The sequence below is a fragment of the Prochlorococcus sp. MIT 1342 genome (assembly GCF_047304495.1).
In the GTDB taxonomy this organism is placed as follows: domain Bacteria; phylum Cyanobacteriota; class Cyanobacteriia; order PCC-6307; family Cyanobiaceae; genus Prochlorococcus; species Prochlorococcus marinus_D.
Genome location: NZ_CP138957.1, coordinates 1,124,542 through 1,139,533 on the forward strand (window position 1 = coordinate 1,124,542; position 14,992 = coordinate 1,139,533).

The 14,992-nt window shown below is 50.4% G+C and carries 13 protein-coding genes; 9 read left to right on the top strand and 4 right to left on the bottom strand.

Going from position 1 to position 14,992, the window contains the following annotated elements:
- The first annotated feature begins 31 nt into the window (after positions 1-31).
- Entirely contained in the window at positions 32-865 is an 834-nt protein-coding gene (locus SIB79_RS05865) for an ABC transporter ATP-binding protein (protein ID WP_081215673.1), read from the top strand.
- Between the two features lie 635 nt (positions 866-1,500).
- On the opposite strand, the gene SIB79_RS05870 is transcribed toward SIB79_RS05865, so the two are convergent.
- The 3 genes from SIB79_RS05870 to SIB79_RS05880 form a co-directional block, all read right to left on the bottom strand.
- Positions 1,501-1,812: a TlpA family protein disulfide reductase gene (locus SIB79_RS05870; protein ID WP_196757629.1), complete on the bottom strand. Its 312-nt coding sequence runs from the start codon at positions 1,810-1,812 to the stop codon at positions 1,501-1,503.
- Positions 1,813-2,134: 322 nt separating this feature from the next.
- Positions 2,135-3,886 carry an ABC transporter ATP-binding protein gene (locus SIB79_RS05875; RefSeq protein ID WP_063403934.1) on the bottom strand — a complete coding sequence of 584 codons (1,752 nt, stop codon included), beginning with the start codon at positions 3,884-3,886 and terminating at the stop codon, positions 2,135-2,137.
- A gap of 348 nt (positions 3,887-4,234) precedes the next feature.
- Complete coding sequence (locus SIB79_RS05880; RefSeq protein ID WP_268873547.1) at positions 4,235-4,366, bottom strand: hypothetical protein; 132 nt, start codon at positions 4,364-4,366, stop codon at positions 4,235-4,237.
- A gap of 20 nt (positions 4,367-4,386) precedes the next feature.
- On the opposite strand from SIB79_RS05880, the gene trpD reads away from it, so the two are divergent.
- From trpD to SIB79_RS05920, 8 genes are all read left to right on the top strand, one after another.
- On the top strand, positions 4,387-5,442 hold the full coding sequence (trpD, locus tag SIB79_RS05885; RefSeq protein ID WP_063403933.1) for an anthranilate phosphoribosyltransferase: 1,056 nt from the start codon (positions 4,387-4,389) through the stop codon (positions 5,440-5,442).
- 30 nt (positions 5,443-5,472) lie between these two features.
- Positions 5,473-6,612, top strand: a complete 1,140-nt coding sequence (gene carA, locus SIB79_RS05890; RefSeq protein ID WP_063403932.1) for a glutamine-hydrolyzing carbamoyl-phosphate synthase small subunit — start codon at positions 5,473-5,475, stop codon at positions 6,610-6,612.
- 73 nt (positions 6,613-6,685) lie between these two features.
- Complete coding sequence (locus SIB79_RS05895; RefSeq protein ID WP_081215514.1) at positions 6,686-7,042, top strand: STAS domain-containing protein; 357 nt, start codon at positions 6,686-6,688, stop codon at positions 7,040-7,042.
- Positions 7,039-7,446, top strand: coding sequence for a Mini-ribonuclease 3 (locus tag SIB79_RS05900; protein ID WP_063403931.1), 408 nt, complete (start codon positions 7,039-7,041; stop codon positions 7,444-7,446). The genes SIB79_RS05895 and SIB79_RS05900 overlap by 4 nt, the downstream gene beginning before the upstream one ends.
- Before the next feature lie 14 nt (positions 7,447-7,460).
- Positions 7,461-9,068 carry a 23S rRNA (guanosine(2251)-2'-O)-methyltransferase RlmB gene (gene rlmB / locus SIB79_RS05905; protein ID WP_063403930.1) on the top strand — a complete coding sequence of 536 codons (1,608 nt, stop codon included), beginning with the start codon at positions 7,461-7,463 and terminating at the stop codon, positions 9,066-9,068.
- An 83-nt stretch (positions 9,069-9,151) separates the two neighbouring features.
- Positions 9,152-9,409, top strand: coding sequence for a DUF1816 domain-containing protein (locus tag SIB79_RS05910; protein WP_063404119.1), 258 nt, complete (start codon positions 9,152-9,154; stop codon positions 9,407-9,409).
- A gap of 36 nt (positions 9,410-9,445) precedes the next feature.
- Positions 9,446-10,906 carry an Asp-tRNA(Asn)/Glu-tRNA(Gln) amidotransferase subunit GatA gene (gene gatA, locus SIB79_RS05915; RefSeq protein ID WP_063403929.1) on the top strand — a complete coding sequence of 487 codons (1,461 nt, stop codon included), beginning with the start codon at positions 9,446-9,448 and terminating at the stop codon, positions 10,904-10,906.
- Positions 10,907-10,982: 76 nt separating this feature from the next.
- Positions 10,983-14,498, top strand: coding sequence for a DNA polymerase III subunit alpha (locus SIB79_RS05920; RefSeq protein WP_063403928.1), 3,516 nt, complete (start codon positions 10,983-10,985; stop codon positions 14,496-14,498).
- Here SIB79_RS05920 and SIB79_RS05925 read toward each other — a convergent pair.
- Entirely contained in the window at positions 14,487-14,972 is a 486-nt protein-coding gene (locus SIB79_RS05925; RefSeq protein ID WP_063403927.1) for a PAM68 family protein, read from the bottom strand. The two genes, SIB79_RS05920 and SIB79_RS05925, sit on opposite strands and share 12 nt — an antisense overlap.
- Between the last annotated feature and the right edge of the window lie 20 nt (positions 14,973-14,992).

Sequence of the window (14,992 nt, forward strand, 5' to 3'; positions counted from 1 at the left end):
GTTGCTTGACTGAAAAGAAAGAAAGAAGATAATGAAGGAGCAAGAGAGTTTTAGAAATTTTGCTCTAAAGCTGATGAAAGATGAAAACCCATGGCTGGAAATTAAGGACGTAGAGGCCTGGCTTGGCCCTACCAAAGTTTTCAGAAACCTCTCCTTAACATTGAAGCAAGGAGAAAACACGGCAATCCTAGGGCCAAATGGATCTGGCAAAACATCACTGGTAAAATTAATCACACGAAATATATATCCGATCGTAAAAAGGGGCTCTACGCTAAAAATCTTTGGTAATCAAACAATTAAGTTAAATCAGCTTCGTTCGCGTATAGGGGTGGTTTCCACTGACCTGGAGGCAAGAACACCAGATTATATTAGTGCTAAGGATGTTGTGTTATCTGGACTTTATGGCTCAATAGGAATTAACCGTAACCGTAGCCCGAACGAAAAAGAGATCAAAAAAGTACAGAACCTTATTTCAGAGCTTGGACTTGAAGACATCGATGTAAGATCATTCGGTCAATTATCAGATGGAGAAAGGAGGCGACTATTAATAGCTAGGGCAATGATAAATGAACCTGAAGTTTTAATATTAGATGAACCCACAAATGGACTGGATCTAAAAGCAAGGCACCAGTTACTAAAATGCATTCGCAGCTTGTGTAAAGGCAAAACTACGATCATTCTAATAACACATCGAGTAGAAGATATAGTAAAAGAAATTGAAAGAATCATATTCCTAAAGAAAGGAGCAATCATTCGCGATGGAGCGACTAATGATCTACTACAATCAGAACCACTAGAAAAACTCTATGAAACACCGCTTGAAATTATTTTTGTAAATGGATATTATCAACTCATTCCAGGTTAGTTTGTAAACATTCAATGGCATATAATAATGTTTTTTAGCATTAAGCTGCTTTTAAAATAATAGGAACGCTATATTATTAGAGTTTAATTAAGTAATGAGGTTGTTTTTTGACAAATTAGATTAGAATTTAAGCGATCAAGCCATAATTAATATAATTAATAAACTTATGATAAAGATTGCTAGTATTGTCTGCCAGCGTAATCTAAATGATGAACTTAAGGTAGTCCTTCTTGATAGATGACTTTGCCTATTACTAGTGTTTGCCCCTAATGGAGTTCCACAGTTCATGCAAACCAACCGACCGGCAAGCGAACGGTCGGCCCTAAACATAGAGCCACCACAAGAACTACAGGATTTAGAGCTCATAAATTCATACAATAGAGTCAATAATAAAGGTTATCAACGGAAGAACAGAAATACATCAAAGAGAGATTTTATTACAGAGGGAGAAAGATAAATGACATGGACATAACATACAAAAAGAAAAGTACATGCTAAGAATTAGGCTAACCAAAATGTGAGTTTATTAGTGATAAGCTAAAAAATAAATAAAAGTTCTAATTGTCATGTAAGGCAAATGTATATATCTTAGTAGCTAACAAGATAAAGATCAATTATTAAAGAGAGTAGGTGTATCAGTTGATTTCAATTGAGGACAGTCTGTTGCGAAAATCTCCCTTTGGCATTCCTCCTTTAAGTTCACCATGGATTGTAAATTCGCCTTCTGGATCACTAACGATCAGGTAAGTAGGCCAACCCATGCCTACTTTATTTGGGTATTGGACAAGAAGCAATCGCCGGTAGCGGCGATAAACATCTGTATCCTGAAGCATGACATTCACAAAAGAATAACCAAGCTCTTTACTGACTGACTCATCGTAATGACTCATACGGTGACAAGTGCCACAATCCTCTGAGCTGAACTTTAAAACTGTGATTGATCCCATGATGCTCGGTTGATAATGAGTGGCTACATAATAGGCTACCATGAAATATAAAGTTAAGTGAAATGCAGATTTACCAAAAATTTCTTAAATTAACGGAAGCCAAATCAATGGAGGCTAATCATATTAAGGTAAAATGATTTTATCATCACAACTATCTAAAAACTAAATTTGCATAGCTCTATAGTCTAAAAGAAAATAGCAACACTACAAGCCTTATTCTTAGAGCGCTGTGCGTTAAAAAATCATTGGATTTATATTAGCAGAGTGCAAATTGTCTTTCCATTGTTATGATCCCATATCATTGATAAAAGCTTTGATTTGCTTAGGCAACGGCTTCCATTTGATCACTCGCTTGCTCCCGTTCCCAAAGGCTGCGGTATGGTCCCTGGACAGCAAGTAAGTCAGTGTGATGGCCTTGTTGGACCAGGCGTCCTTGTTCGATCACAAGAATTCGATCGCAGGCAGCGGCCGCAGAAAGCTGATGGCTAATCATCAGGATTGTCTGATTCTGTTGGGCACGAATCGAACTCAGGATTGACGCAGCTGTTTTGTTGTCCACACTGGCTAGAGCGTCATCAAGAACCACAACAGGAGCCTCCACTAGAAGTGCTCTGCCAAGAGCAGTTCGTTGACGCTGCCCGCCACTGAGAGTGATGCCTCTTTCGCCTACAAGCGTTTCCAATCCATCCGGGAAGCCCCTGATGTCATCCATCAGTCGGGCCTGCCTAGCAGATGTTTCAACTCGCTCCATAGAGGCCTGAGGATCGCCGTAACGAAGGTTGTCGGCGAGGCTGCTGGTGAAGAGATAGCCCTCTTGCGGAACAAGTGCCACATTGCTGCGCAGATCCTCGAGCAGCAAATCATTGACATCATGGTTGTCAATGAAAAGTTGCCCCCTTGGAACTTCCACCATCCTTCCGAGAGCTCTTGCCAGGGTCGTTTTCCCACATCCCACTGGCCCCACCACGGCGACGAGTTCACCTGGATTGATCACAAAGCTCAGTCCCGACAGCGAGTCGGTCTTGCTTTTGTCGTAACGAATCCGCAGTTCACGTGCTTCGATTCGACCTTTGAGCGGCGTCTCCAGGCTTAATGGTGTGGTTGGGTTGCGAATCATCGGGATGCGCTGCAGAAGCTCTTCCACACGCTCCAAGCTCACCTGTCCGGTCTGGAACGTGTTGAGGGTAAAACCAAGTAGTGCCGTAGGAAAAACTAAGCGCTCTACAAAAAGGATCAAGGCCACCAATCCGCCGATGCTGAGGGTGCCTTGTTCCAGTTGACCGCTGCCAAGTGCCAAAAGTAGGAGCAGTGAAACCGAGGAGATTCCACCCAGCAAGGGGAAGAGGGTGCTGCGAGTTCGTGCCAGGCGAATAGCACTATCTTTATAGGTATTGTTTCGCTCAGCAAAGGCATCCTGTTCAGGTTGCTCCTGGCCATAGATCTTGATGGCACTTATGCCTGAGAGATCCTCCTGGATCAGTTCGCTGAGACTTGATAGAGCTTCCTGCTGGCGTTTTTGTTGGCGCATCATTCGCCCCCCAAACAGGCGCACAGTGCCAAGCATTACTGGATAGAGAGAGATCGCGGCCAGGGTTAAGCCTGGGTCGATGGCCAGCATCGCGGGAAGAGTGAAGCAGTAAGCCAACACAGTGTTGGTAAGGCTAAGAATCGCGAAGCCAAGTAGACGACGAATGTTTTCAACATCGCTGGTTGCGCGGCTGATGACTTCACCACTACCGGTCTCCTGCACCCAGCCTGGTTCCTGCCTAAGCATGTGGTCAAAGATGCGCTGGCGCAGGTCCACCTCCACTTGGCGACCGACACCGAAAACCAGTTGCCTAGACACCAAACGCACGACGCCCATGATGCTGGCGAGAATCACAATCCAGCTGGCCTGACGCATCACGTCAGTGATGGCAAAGCCTTCTTGGAGATCATCAATGATGCGCCTCACCTCTAGGGGGATGATGACGCTGACAATGTTCACCACCACGAGGGCCATTGCACCCATCAGCACAGTGCGGCGATGGGGCTTTAGATAACGACCAATGAGATCGAGGCGAAATGCTGCCATGCAGATATCGCTACATGGTTCAACCTATGCAGCCAGTTTAATGAGCGAGCCTAGAGGGATTCTTGAAACATTGCGATCACAGATCCTTAGCTAATGCGCATTAGAACCATCCAATCCAGGTAAATGCTGGCGATTAAGTAACGTTGCTGCTCACTAACGAACGAGCTCCGGATGTCAATCTGGTCTCTATGCCCTGATTGTCGATTCGATTCATCGTCCTTCAGGGGTGCAAGATTTTTAGTATCAATCTCTCAAGATCCTTAAGTTTTTGGGATTGAATGACGCAGCGCTAAATGCCTGAGACCTTTGGCCTTGGCACTAGTTGCAGCAATCAGAAAGTCGTTCCTATCAAGCTTCAATAGCGCCGTTTGGATGGATCAGAGGTCTTTCTTGCTGTTCTCTTGTAGAAATTCTCGCCAGTAGCAAAGTTTTAGGGGATAGTGGTGTTGTCCCCATCACCCAGCCCGGAGTGCTTTGCACCCGGGTTTTTTTCTGCTCCGATGCCTACTTCAGCCACTGCCTCTTCCTCTTGGTCGCAAATCCTCGAGATGTTGCTCGAGGGACAAAACCTTCCTGAGGTGGAAGCAACTGCCTTGATGGAGGCTTGGTTGGCGGAACAACTAACCCCTGTGCAGACCGGTGCGTTTCTAGCGGCTTTGCGAGCCAAGGGAGTAACAGGAAATGAGTTATCAGGCATGGCCCAGGTGTTGCGAGGTGCTTGTCCCTTGCCTTGCCCATTGCCAGACATCCCTATGGTCGACACTTGTGGAACAGGTGGCGACGGTGCAGACACCTTCAACATCTCAACCGCAGTGGCGTTTACTGCTGCCGCCTGCGGGGCGAATGTGGCTAAGCATGGCAATCGCAGTGCAAGTGGCAAAGTCGGTTCAGCAGATGTTCTTGAGGGCCTGGGTCTACAGCTCAAGGCCCCTCTTGTCTCCGTGGTGGAGGCCCTGGTTGAGGTAGGCGTCACATTTTTATTTGCCCCAGCCTGGCACCCCGCTTTGGTCAACTTGGCCCCATTGCGGCGCAGCCTTGGAGTGCGCACCGTCTTCAATCTTCTGGGTCCACTGGTGAATCCTTTGCAACCAAATGCCCAGGTTCTCGGGGTAGCTAAGGCTGAGCTGCTCAATCCAATGGCGGAAGCATTGCAACGGCTTGGCTTGCAGCGTGCCGTTGTTGTCCATGGCGCTGGAGGCCTTGATGAAGCGTCGTTGGAGGGAGCCAATGCAATGCGTTTGCTTGAGAATGGTCACTTGCGACAAGCATCGATCGATTCGGCAGAACTCGGGCTTACTAGAGCTCCTTTGCAGGCTCTCCAGGGTGGTGATTTGGCAACAAATCAAGCGATTCTTTCCGCTGTACTTCAGGGAGGTGGCACCGCCCCTCAACGGGATGTGGTGGCATTGAACACAGCCCTAGTGCTCTGGGCTGCTGGCCTACAAGATGATTTACGAGCAGGTGTTTCTACTGCAAAGACTTGCCTGCAGGAAGGCCTCCCCTGGCAACGGCTAGAAGGGCTCCGCATGGCACTTGATCATCAAATTGGAGAATGAGACTGCGATGACTTCGGGATCCTTCTGCTGATGATTGCTTCATCGCGAAATTCGGCGCTCTTGATGCTTGCTGATGGCACGGTGCTTGAGGGGGAGGCCTTTGGTCATCGCGGTGACGCGATGGGCGAGGTGGTTTTCAACACCGGCATGACGGGCTACCAGGAAGTCCTTACGGATCCCAGTTACTCCGGTCAGTTGGTCACATTCACCTATCCAGAGTTGGGCAACACAGGCGTAAATCTTGATGATCAAGAATCATCCCGGCCTCATGCAAGGGGTGTCATCGCCCGTCAACTCTCCCCAACGCCGAGCAGTTGGCGTTGCCAACAGTCGCTGCAGACTTGGCTTGAGGAGAAAAGAGTTGTTGGTATCTCAGGTGTTGATACCAGGGCGCTTGTGAGACATCTGCGCGAGGTCGGAGCCATGAATGGGGTCATTAGCAGCAATGGTTCCACCCCTAAGCAGCTGATGGAACTGTTGCAGCAGGCTCCATCGATGGAGGGATTAAACCTTGCAGATCAGGTCTCAACGAAAGATCCATACCTCTGGAGATCAACTTGTGCTGTGGGCTTTGATCAAAGGTTGAAGCAACAAATTGATTCGCCCTATCGCGTTGTCGCGATTGATTTCGGTATCAAGCGGGCCATACTCGACCGTTTGGTCGCTCACGGTTGTGAGGTCACCGTCCTGCCGGCCAGTTCCGATTTAGCCACCGTGTTGAGTTCACAACCCGAGGGCGTTTTTCTATCTAATGGACCTGGTGACCCTGCTGCCGTGACTGGTGGTATTGCCCTGGTTAAAGATCTTCTCAATAAGGTTGATATCCCCCTGTTTGGCATTTGCCTGGGTCATCAGATTATTGGGCTTGCCATGGGTGGCCGTACTTTCAAATTGGCCTATGGCCATCGCGGGCTCAACCATCCCTGCGGCACAACGGGGCAGGTGGAGATCACCAGTCAAAACCATGGATTCGCACTTGACGCCTCCTCTCTGTCACAGGTCAGCGTGGTTGTGACCCATCTCAATCTCAATGACCGCACTGTTGCCGCGATAGCGCATCGGGATCGACCTGTTTTTGGTGTGCAATACCACCCGGAGGCGAGTCCTGGTCCTCATGATGCAGACCACCACTTCGCTCACTTTGTTGAGCTGATGGCAGATCGTCGCTGAAGCGTGGTGCGGATCACTCAGTATCACTACACTTCGTGCCATTGCGTCCCGGGGGACTGGTCCCATCACAGAATTGCAGCGACTGACCGTTTCTCTAAGAGGGGGTTTTGAACGTCGGCAGGGTTGTCTGGTTTTCCAGTTCACTGGCCAGCTAGACGCTTATTCCGAGAAGCAGTTCATCACCTACGTAGAGGATGTGCTCTTGGCCAATGCTGCTCCTTTGGTTATTGACCTGAACAAGATTGACTTTCTTGACTCTTCTGGCCTAGGGGCTTTGGTTCAAACTGCCAAGAAGTGCACCGATGCCAAACGGTCATTTGCCCTTGTGGGCAATGCAAGGGTCGTCCAAACTGTGAAACTTGTGAGGCTTGAGGATTTTCTCCACCTGGCAGTTGATCTGCGTACGGCTTTAAATCAGTTGAAAGCTTGAACAATTGGATTCGTAGTCAGTCAGCGATTGGCGGTGCTAATGAACTGGGACCGTTACAGTTGGCTTGGCTTGGTGATGCTGTTTGGGAATTGCATCAGCGTCTGCGTAATTGTTACCAACCTGGCAGATCTGAAGATCTACACCGAGCTGTTGTTGACGAGGTTAAGGCCGCTGCTCAGGCAGAAGCTCTGCTTCGCTTAGATCCGCATCTTTCAGATCTTGAGAAGGATTTGGTACGGCGAGGTCGTAACAAATCCGGACGAGGACCACGCCGTGGAGATGCAGCGACCTACGGCAAGGCCACAGGGTTTGAGACAATGGTTGGCTGGCTCTTTTTGCAGAATCCGGCGCGGCTTGCGCAGCTCTTGGATCAACTGGAGGAGACCGAACACGACTTGCTATAGCTTCTTCTCTTCTTATGAGCTCCCGCTTTGATCGCCGTTCAGGCAACCCCCCTCGTGGTGGTCGTCCTAGAGGAGGTCGTCCTGGTGGGATCCGACGGGATGGCGATGGGGTTTCTGGTCGATCTGCTTATGGAAGCCGCTCTTCCGGCAGCCGCCCATCGGGTGGTCGTTCCTCTGGACCGCGAGGGGTGTATCGCTCCAGGCCTGATGGAGAAGCTGGTGATAGCCCTTCAAAAGTATTCAATGGTGAAGGCTCTGGGCAGGGCCGTTTTAACCGTGATCGTTCTCGCTCTGAGCAGGGGCGTTTTAGCCGGGATCGGCCTCGCTCTGAACAAGGGCGTGCAAGTGAAACTGACAGAAAAGAGGCTCGTCGATTTCGTGATGAGAGACCATCACGACGTCGCAGCGATGAACGGCTAGGGCGACGTCCCTCCTTGGGAGAACGTTCACGTCCTGCAGACAGGCAATTGCCTTCAAAAAGATTCGATCCATCTACTTCGGATCGCGTTCCAGAGGCAGAAACATTTGGACCTGCTGCTGCCGATGATTTGCTTTGGGGACGTCATGCCAGCCAAGCTGCTCTGGAAGCTGGGCGCCCGATTCATCGCATCTGGTGCACATCAGATTTACGAAGCGCACCAAGGTTTTTGCAATTGCTTCGTGAGGCCAAATCCTCAGGAGTACTGGTGGAAGAAGTTACCTGGGCTCGTCTCGGTCAACTCACAGGTGGTGCTGTGCATCAAGGAATTGTTCTACAGACTGCTGCAGCGGAGACTCTTGATTTGCAAAGTCTGATCGAGGGATGTGCGGGTCTTGGGGAATCGCCCCTTTTACTTGCCCTCGATGGCCTAACGGATCCCCACAATCTTGGCGCCATTATTCGATCTGCAGAGGCTCTTGGCGCCCATGGAGTTGTTCTCCCACAACGACGAAGTGCTGGTCTCACTGGTTCGGTGGCCAAGGTTGCAGCAGGCGCTTTGGAGCATCTACCAGTAGCGCGTGTCGTGAATCTCAATCGCTCTTTAGAAGCACTGAAGCAGGCGGGATATCGAGTTATTGGCCTGGCGGAGGAAGGGGACATCACCCTTCCAGATGTCGATTTAGACGGACCTTTAGTGATCGTAACGGGATCAGAGAAGCAGGGGATCTCTCTCCTAACTCGTCGCCATTGCGATCAGCTTGTACGCGTTCCATTACGGGGGGTTACTCCCAGTCTGAATGCCTCTGTTGCTACTGCGATGTGTTTATACGAGGTTGCCCGTCGTGGCTGGATGAAGGGGGTTCATGGCCAAACTCCATCCCCCAGGATCGTGCGGCCTCAATGCCCTTTGCCGGTCATCTCTTGCGACTCCATTTCCGTGGAGTCAGAACCCATTGCCAAGACCAATCATTCGCCAATCCATCAGCCAGATGAGATTGAGCGGTTTGGGGAGGCTTTGCCGTCCAGCTTGGCTAACCAGCAACTTTGTTCCAAAGATGATGAACCACCTATGGATCGCCAAATAGGGGATTTGCAGGCAGAAAGAACTTCGATTGAGGATGAGGATTTGCTGACCAGTCAGGATTGCAATTTTGACGTTCGTGAGGATCAATCACCTGATGAAGAGAGTGTTCAGCGTTGATCCAAAAATTCCTTGGCAGCCGACAGCGGAACACCAATTGGAACATGACGAGGCAAAATAATGCTCATCCGCAAACCTCAATCATGGGCTCATTGATTAGGCCCCTGCGTAGCCTCGTCAATGGCTTTGGTTTGGCTTGGTGGGCCAGGGTTGAAACCCGTGAACCAAATGTCACCTATTGGTTCGGCCCTTTTTTGACCCGAAAGAGTCTTGAGGTCAAGCTATCGACCTTCGTTGCGGATCTCTCTTTTGAGGGACCTGCGTCTGTGAATCACACCCTCGTGCGTTGTCGTCGCGTTGAGCCGCTGACGATCGCAGTCGAAGGCTGGTCAGACGACTGATAGCGTCGCTGCTGCACAGCACAGCACCGCAAGCCGATGGCGATCGCTGAATGGCGTCAGCAACTAAAGCTCGGCGAGGTTTCCGCCAGGGAACTCACAGATCACCAACTTGCTCGTATCGCAGTGGTGGATCCCACTCTGCACGCTTTTCTGGATATCACAGCAGATCGAGCTCGTGCCGATGCCGATCGCATCGATGAGGCCTTGGCTGCGGGTGAGTCTCTGCCACCTCTGGCTGGTGTGCCTTTGGCAATTAAGGACAACCTCTGCACGAAAGGAATACGCACCACCTGTTCCAGTCGAATGCTGGAAACCTTTGTGCCGCCCTATGAATCCACCGTCACTGAGCGCCTCTGGCAGGCCGGTGCTGTGCTTCTCGGGAAAACAAATCTCGATGAGTTCGCCATGGGTAGCTCGACCGAGACATCTGCGTTTGGGGCTACATCCAATCCCTGGGATATCAGCCGTGTGCCGGGTGGCAGTTCTGGTGGCAGTGCAGCAGCTGTTGCGGCAGGTGAATGCATGGCTGCCTTGGGTTCGGATACTGGGGGCTCAATCCGTCAGCCCGCTTCATTTTGTGGAGTCGTAGGCCTTAAACCCACCTATGGCCGTGTCAGTCGTTGGGGTTTGGTGGCTTTTGCCAGTTCTCTTGACCAGGTTGGACCATTCACGACCAACGTGGCCGATGCTGCTGAGCTTTTACAAGTGATCGCAGGATCTGATCCTCGTGACTCCACTTGTCTCAATGTTGCTGTTCCCGATTATTGCTCTGCCCTTTCGCAACCAATGTCTGGGGTACGCATCGGCTTGATTCGTGAGTGCTTTGACCAAAACGGCTTGGATGCGCAAGTGAAGAGAACAGTTTTGACAGCGGCAGAGAAGCTGCAATCCTTGGGAGCGGAACTGGTTGAGGTGAGTTGCCCACGCTTTAGCGATGGCATCGCCACCTATTACGTGATTGCCCCATCGGAGGCATCGGCCAACTTGGCGCGTTACGACGGGGTGAAGTACGGCTACCGAGCTGAAGGAGCTGATGCTCTAGCCGCGATGACAGCCCGAAGTCGCGCAGAGGGTTTTGGTAGCGAGGTGCAGCGACGCATCCTGATCGGCACCTATGCCCTGTCGGCTGGTTACATGGACGCTTACTACAAGAAAGCCCAGCAGGTCCGCACATTGATCCGTCAAGATTTTGATGCAGCCTTCCAAACGGTCGATGTGCTGCTGACACCCACATCACCTACCACTGCATTCCAAGTCGGTGCCCACGCTGATGATCCACTTGCCATGTACCTGGCTGACCTGCTGACGATCCCAGCCAACCTGGCTGGCTTACCTGCCATCAGTCTTCCCTGTGGATTCGATGACGATGGCCTTCCGATCGGGGTGCAGTTGATTGCAAATGTGCTGGAGGAGTCACGCCTCCTACAAGTGGCTTTTCACTATGAGCAAGCAGCAAACGTGATGGCAAATCACCCGCAGGGAAACTTCATTCCCTAAACGATCTATTGCACTAGATGCAGGGTTTGACTACTTGAGCAACCCTGCATCTTGCGCCTCCTCCTAGGCTGGGGGCATGGCATTCGTTCCTCTTCACAACCACAGCGACTACAGCCTTCTGGACGGAGCTACACAGCTCCCCCAGATGGTGAAGCGAGCCAAGGAGCTAGGCATGCCCGCTCTGGCACTCACCGACCACGGTGTGATGTATGGCGCCATTGAACTGCTGAAGCTTTGCAAGAACGCTGAGATCAAGCCGATCATCGGCAATGAGATGTATGTGATCAACGGGTCTATTGAGGATCCGCAACCGAAGAAGGAGCGTCGTTATCACCTGGTGGTGCTTGCTAAGAACGCTGTTGGCTATCGCAATCTTGTGAAACTCACCAGCATTAGCCATCTGCGCGGCATGCGCGGCCGAGGCATCTTTGCAAGGCCATGCATTGATAAAGAACTGCTGAAGGCCTATAGCGAGGGGTTAATTGTTGCCACCGCTTGTCTTGGTGGGGAGATTCCTCAAGCCATCTTGCGCGGTCGCATTGATGTAGCAAGGGATGTGGCCCGTTGGTACCAGGAGGTCTTTGGCAAAGACTTCTATCTCGAAGTTCAGGATCACGGCTCGCCGGAAGATCGAATCGTCAATGTAGAGATTGTGAACATCGCCAAAGAACTAGGGATTGAGCTGATTGCGACCAATGACGCCCATTACCTCAGCAAGAACGATGTGGAGGCCCATGACGCCCTGCTTTGTGTGCTGACAGGCAAGTTGATCAGTGATGAGAAGCGTCTGCGCTACACAGGTACTGAATACATCAAGTCTGAACAGGAGATGGGACGGCTATTCGCCGATCATCTCGAACCTGATGTGCTGCAAGAGGCTATTGCCAACACAGCAGCCGTTGCCGAAAAAGTAGAGGAATACTCAATCCTCGGTAGTTATCAGATGCCTCGTTTCCCGATTCCTGAAGGACATAGCGCCGTGAGTTATCTACACGAGGTCTCTGAGCAGGGGCTACGGCAAAGGTTGAAACTGGCAACGACAGATCCAATTGATGACCATTACGGCGAAAGGCTCACCTATGAGCTGGGCGTGATGGAACAGATGGGCTTCCCCACCTATTTCCTGGTGGTATGGGATTACATCCGCTTTGCACGTGAACAGGGCATTCCAGTAGGACCAGGGAGGGGGTCAGCAGCTGGCTCACTCGTGGCATATGCCCTTGGTATTACCAACATTGACCCTGTTCAAAACGGATTGTTATTTGAGCGATTCCTTAATCCTGAGCGTAAGTCGATGCCTGATATTGACACTGATTTCTGTATTGAACGTCGTGGTGAGGTGATCGACTATGTCACGCGTCGTTACGGCGAAGACAAGGTTGCTCAAATTATCACTTTTAACCGAATGACATCCAAGGCCGTCTTGAAGGATGTAGCCCGGGTGCTTGATATTCCCTATGGAGATGCCGATCGACTTGCCAAGCTTATTCCCGTAGTAAGGGGAAAGCCTGCAAAACTAGCGGCGATGATCGGCAGCGATTCGCCGAATGCTGAATTCCGTGAGAAGTATCAGAACGATCCAGTAGTTACAAAATGGGTCGATATGGCGATGCGCATTGAAGGTACAAATAAAACCTTTGGCGTTCATGCCGCTGGAGTCGTCATTGCTGCTGAGCCCCTAGATGATCTTGTACCCCTTCAGCGCAATAACGATGGACAGGTAATTACTCAATACTTCATGGAGGATGTGGAGTCGATGGGGTTATTAAAGATGGATTTTCTTGGGCTCAAGAATCTCACCATGATTGACAAAACACTTGAGCTTGTTGAAGTCAGCAATGGAGAGAGAATTGATCCTGATCAATTGCCAACAGAGGATCCTGAAACTTTTGCCTTACTTGCAAGAGGAGATCTTGAGGGCATCTTTCAACTTGAATCGACTGGGATGAGACAGATTGTGCGTGACCTTCGCCCCTCATCTCTTGAAGATATCTCCTCAATTTTAGCTTTGTACAGACCAGGTCCTTTGGATGCCGGATTGATTCCAAAATTTATCAATCGGAAACATGGTCGAGAGGCAATTGATTTTGCTCATGCTGCCCTTGAACCAATCCTTAAGGAGACTTACGGGATCATGGTTTATCAGGAGCAGATCATGAAGATTGCCCAGGATCTTGCTGGCTATTCTCTGGGCGAAGCTGACTTGCTACGGCGTGCAATGGGCAAGAAAAAGGTTTCAGAGATGCAGAAACATCGCAGTATTTTTGTTGAAGGAGCAAGTCAAAGTGGTGTTGATCAGAAGATCGCCGATGAGCTTTTCGACCAAATGGTTTTGTTCGCCGAATATTGCTTCAACAAGAGTCACTCAACAGCTTATGGCGCTGTTACTTATCAAACTGCCTATTTAAAGGCACATTATCCAGTTGCCTATATGGCGTCATTACTGACAGTCAATGCTGGCGCTAGTGACAAGGTGCAGCGCTATATCTCGAATTGCAATGCGATGGGAATTGAAGTGATGCCGCCAGATGTGAATGCTTCAGGGATTGATTTCACCCCTGCTGGTGATCGCATCTTGTTTGGTCTTTCTGCTGTGAGAAATCTTGGCGATGGTGCAATCAGGCAGCTAATTGCAAATCGCGATGGTGATGGCCCCTTTGTCTCCCTTGCCGATCTCTGTGATCGTCTGCCCTCCAATGTTCTGAATCGTCGCGGGTTGGAATCTCTTATTCATTGCGGAGCCCTAGATGCCATAGACCCTGAATCGAACCGGGCCCAGTTAATTGCCGACTTGGAGCTTCTGATCCACTGGGCTGCTTCTCGTGCCCGTGATCGACTCAGTGGTCAGGGCAACCTATTTGATCTTGTAGCTGGAGCAGCAGACGAGCAAACGTCTGATGAGCTGAGCACTGCACCCAAGGCAGCACCGGTTACCGATTACCCACCGACTGAAAAGCTGAGACTTGAAAAAGAGTTGGTTGGTTTCTACCTTTCTGATCACCCTCTCAAGCAGCTCACTGCTCCAGCTCAATTGCTTGCGCCCATTGGTCTTGCCAGCCTTGAGGATCAGCCTGACAAGGCGAAGGTCAGTGTGATCACGATGCTGACGGAGATGCGCCAAGTCACAACCCGCAAGGGCGATCGAATGGCAGTTCTCAAGATTGAGGATCTCACCGGTAGTTGCGAAGCTGTGGTGTTCCCCAAGAGCTATGCCCGTCTATCAGATCACCTCACGTTGGAAGCGCGACTGCTCATCTGGGCCTCTGTTGATCGTCGCGACGACCGTATCCAATTGATCATTGATGATTGCCGCGCCATCGATGACCTACGACTGCTGTTGGTGGAGTTGATGCCTGATGAAGCCTGTGACATCACTGTGCAGCACAAGCTTCGGGAATGTCTCCATCAGCATCGCCCAGCCAAGGATGAATTTGGCGTGCGAGTGCCCGTGGTGGCAGCGGTTCGCCAGGGTCCCCAGGTGCGTTACGTATGCCTAGGTCATCAGTTCTGCGTTCGAGACGCTTCTGCTGCACTCAGTTCCCTTCAACAGCAGGCATTCAAAGCTCGATGCAGCGACCGACTATTTGTCTGATGTTTGTCCGGAATCCTTTGGCTTGGTCTCTGATTTTGAGCCAGGTTGATTAGTTTTGCTTGAATCGCGCATTCTTCCTATGTTGCGACCAATGTGTTCCAGTCCAAGCAGGCTGCCTGGGGCATCTTCCCAGCTGGCAGATAGAACCCCATAACTCAGTCCTATCAAGCCAACGAGGAAACAGGCTGCTGAAGTGATCAGCGTGATGAATGGTGAGATATCAGCAATGCCACGGCTCACAATCAGATAACTAACTACAAAAACACCCATCCCTGCAGCTGTAGGCAGACCCGAGGCGAAGATCACGCGCCGCAGCATGCGATTTGCCACTGGCTTTGGAATAGCCTGCTGACTGCTGGAAGTCGCTTTTGGTTTCTTGATCTTTGGCGATTTGGATCCCTTTTGGGGCAGGCTTTTGTTGGCCGTTCCGCTCTTTTCTGGCTCGAAAGGCATAGCTTTGCTTCGTTCGGCCATCTGCTTAAGAATTAGAGGGA

Coding starts and splice junctions, on each gene's coding strand:
- SIB79_RS05865 (WP_081215673.1), top strand. CDS start 32: ATGAAGGAGCAAGAGAGTTTTAGAAATTTTGCTCTAAAGCTGATGAAA.
- SIB79_RS05870 (WP_196757629.1), bottom strand. CDS start 1,812: ATGGGATCAATCACAGTTTTAAAGTTCAGCTCAGAGGATTGTGGCACT.
- SIB79_RS05875 (WP_063403934.1), bottom strand. CDS start 3,886: ATGGCAGCATTTCGCCTCGATCTCATTGGTCGTTATCTAAAGCCCCAT.
- trpD (WP_063403933.1), top strand. CDS start 4,387: ATGCCTACTTCAGCCACTGCCTCTTCCTCTTGGTCGCAAATCCTCGAG.
- carA (WP_063403932.1), top strand. CDS start 5,473: ATGATTGCTTCATCGCGAAATTCGGCGCTCTTGATGCTTGCTGATGGC.
- rlmB (WP_063403930.1), top strand. CDS start 7,461: ATGAGCTCCCGCTTTGATCGCCGTTCAGGCAACCCCCCTCGTGGTGGT.
- SIB79_RS05910 (WP_063404119.1), top strand. CDS start 9,152: ATGGGCTCATTGATTAGGCCCCTGCGTAGCCTCGTCAATGGCTTTGGT.
- gatA (WP_063403929.1), top strand. CDS start 9,446: ATGGCGATCGCTGAATGGCGTCAGCAACTAAAGCTCGGCGAGGTTTCC.
- SIB79_RS05920 (WP_063403928.1), top strand. CDS start 10,983: ATGGCATTCGTTCCTCTTCACAACCACAGCGACTACAGCCTTCTGGAC.
- SIB79_RS05925 (WP_063403927.1), bottom strand. CDS start 14,972: ATGGCCGAACGAAGCAAAGCTATGCCTTTCGAGCCAGAAAAGAGCGGA.